Origin of the sequence: Kitasatospora sp. NPDC059462 (genome assembly GCF_042749955.1) — a bacterium.
Classification (GTDB): Bacteria; Actinomycetota; Actinomycetes; order Streptomycetales; family Streptomycetaceae; genus Kitasatospora.
In genome coordinates, this window is sequence record NZ_JBHYUU010000390.1 from 1 (window position 1) to 1756 (window position 1756).

At 75.3% G+C, this 1756-nt stretch carries 1 protein-coding gene; it reads right to left on the bottom strand.

Annotated elements, in window-relative coordinates; genetic code table 11:
* Window positions 1-296: 296 nt before the first annotated feature.
* Window positions 297-1568 (bottom strand): serine hydrolase domain-containing protein, encoded by a 1272-nt coding sequence (locus ACFXAM_RS38675; RefSeq protein WP_380298618.1) that lies wholly within the window; start codon window positions 1566-1568, stop codon window positions 297-299.
* Window positions 1569-1756 lie beyond the last annotated feature (188 nt).

A 1756-nucleotide genomic window follows, 5' to 3' on the forward strand; every position in this document is an offset into this window, starting at 1 on the left:
GCCCCGGCCAGTGCGACGGCCGCCGTCCGCATCCCCGGCCGCCGGCCGCGCCTGCGCGGAGCCCGATCCTGAACGAACGCCATGGTGAACCACCCTCCCCGGCCCGGACCTCGGGCCCTCGGAACCCAGGCTCGCATCCGTCCGGGCCGCCCCGCGTCGTCCTGCGGACCGGCCTCCGAGGCCCCGGCCGTCCGTCAGGGGTATCCCGGGACCCGGCCGAACGGCGGGGGTCGGGTGCCGGCCGACCGGTCTCACCGGGCTCGGCACCGCACCCGCCCCGCCGTCCGGCCGGTCGCTCAACGCAGGAGCTTCAGCGGCGAGTTCGCCGCGGCGCCCGGCGTGCTGGCCGCAGCCGGGCCGCACGAGGCCTTCTCGATGAAGGCGTTCAGCGTGGTGAAGGTCTCGCTCGTCTCGGACCCCTGCGAGAGGTTGAAGGAGAGCGAGAACTGCCGCGTGCCGTCCTTCGCCCCGAGCCATATCGTGTTGTAGCCCGGTATCCCGCCGGTGTGGCCCCAGATCTCGCCGCAGGGCAGGTCGTAGCGGATCAGGCCCAGCCCGTAGTGCGCGCCGAGCATCGGCGCCGGGACGGCCGTCGTCATCTCCGCGAACCGGGCCGGGGAGAGCAGCCGCCCGCCGAACAGGGCGGCGTGGAAGCGGTTGAGGTCGGCGGTGGTGGAGATGCCGTCGCCCGCCGCGTCGCCGAAGCTCGGGTTGATCCGGGTGAGGTCGGCCGGGCCCTCCGGCAGCCGGGCGTACCCGTGGGCGTGCGGGCCGGGGATGCCCGTCCGGGCGCCCGCGAACACCGTGTCGTCGAGGTGCAGCGGCCTGACGATCCGCCGGTCCACCTCGGTCCGCCAGTTGTTCCCGGTGACCTTGCGGATCACCTCGCCGACGAGGACGTAGTTGGTGTTCGAGTAGTGCCAGCCCTGCCCGGGCGGGAAGTAGGGCGTCCCCTGCACGCCCACCTCGATCAGCTGGGCCGGGGTCCAGATCGTCCAGCGCCGCCGGTCGAGGTACGAGCGCAGGCTCGGCTCGTCCTGGTAGAGGAAGCGCGGGTCGTCCAGGTAGTCGTACAGGCCGCTGGTGTGGTTGAGCAGTTGGCGGACGCTGATCGCCCCGCCGTTCGGGACGACGCCCGGCAGGTAGCGCTCGACCGGGTCGTCCAGCCGGAGCTTCCCCTCGTCGACGAGCTGCAGCACGACCGTGGACACGAAGGTCTTGGTCACGCTGCCGATCCGGAACCGGCCGTCGGCGCGGGCCGGCCGCTGCGAGTCGAGGTCGTTGACCCCGGCCGCGCCGCGCCAGACCCGGCGGCCGTTCTCGCGCGCCTCGCCGAGCGCGGCCGTCGCGGAGCCGCGCTCGACCAGGGCCCGCAGCTCGGGATCCAGACCGGCCCGGGCGGCGGCGTCGGCCGACACGGCGGGGGACCCGCTCGCGGCGTCGGCCGCGACGGCCGCCGTCGGAGCGAGCGTGAGGACGGTGGCGCCGGCCAGCGCGACGGCGGCGAGCCGGGCGGCACGGGCGGTGCGGGTGGTTCGGGTGGTGCGAGCGGTGCGGGTGACGTTCATGACGATCCCTCCCCGGGGCCCGAACTCCGGTCCCCTGCAGCCACGTTCGCACGTGTAGGGGTGGTCCGCGTCGTCCTGCGGGCCGGTCTCGGTGGCCCTCCCGGGGAGGGTGCGACCCGGTCGAACGGCGGGGGCCGCGGGAAGGCCGATCGGCGTCGGCGAGGTTGACGGCCCGCCCCGGCCGACGC

What these genes read in the sequence shown, in the direction of transcription:
- ACFXAM_RS38675 (WP_380298618.1), bottom strand. Translation starts at nt 1,568, where the DNA reads ATGAACGTCACCCGCACCGCTCGCACCACCCGAACCACCCGCACCGCC.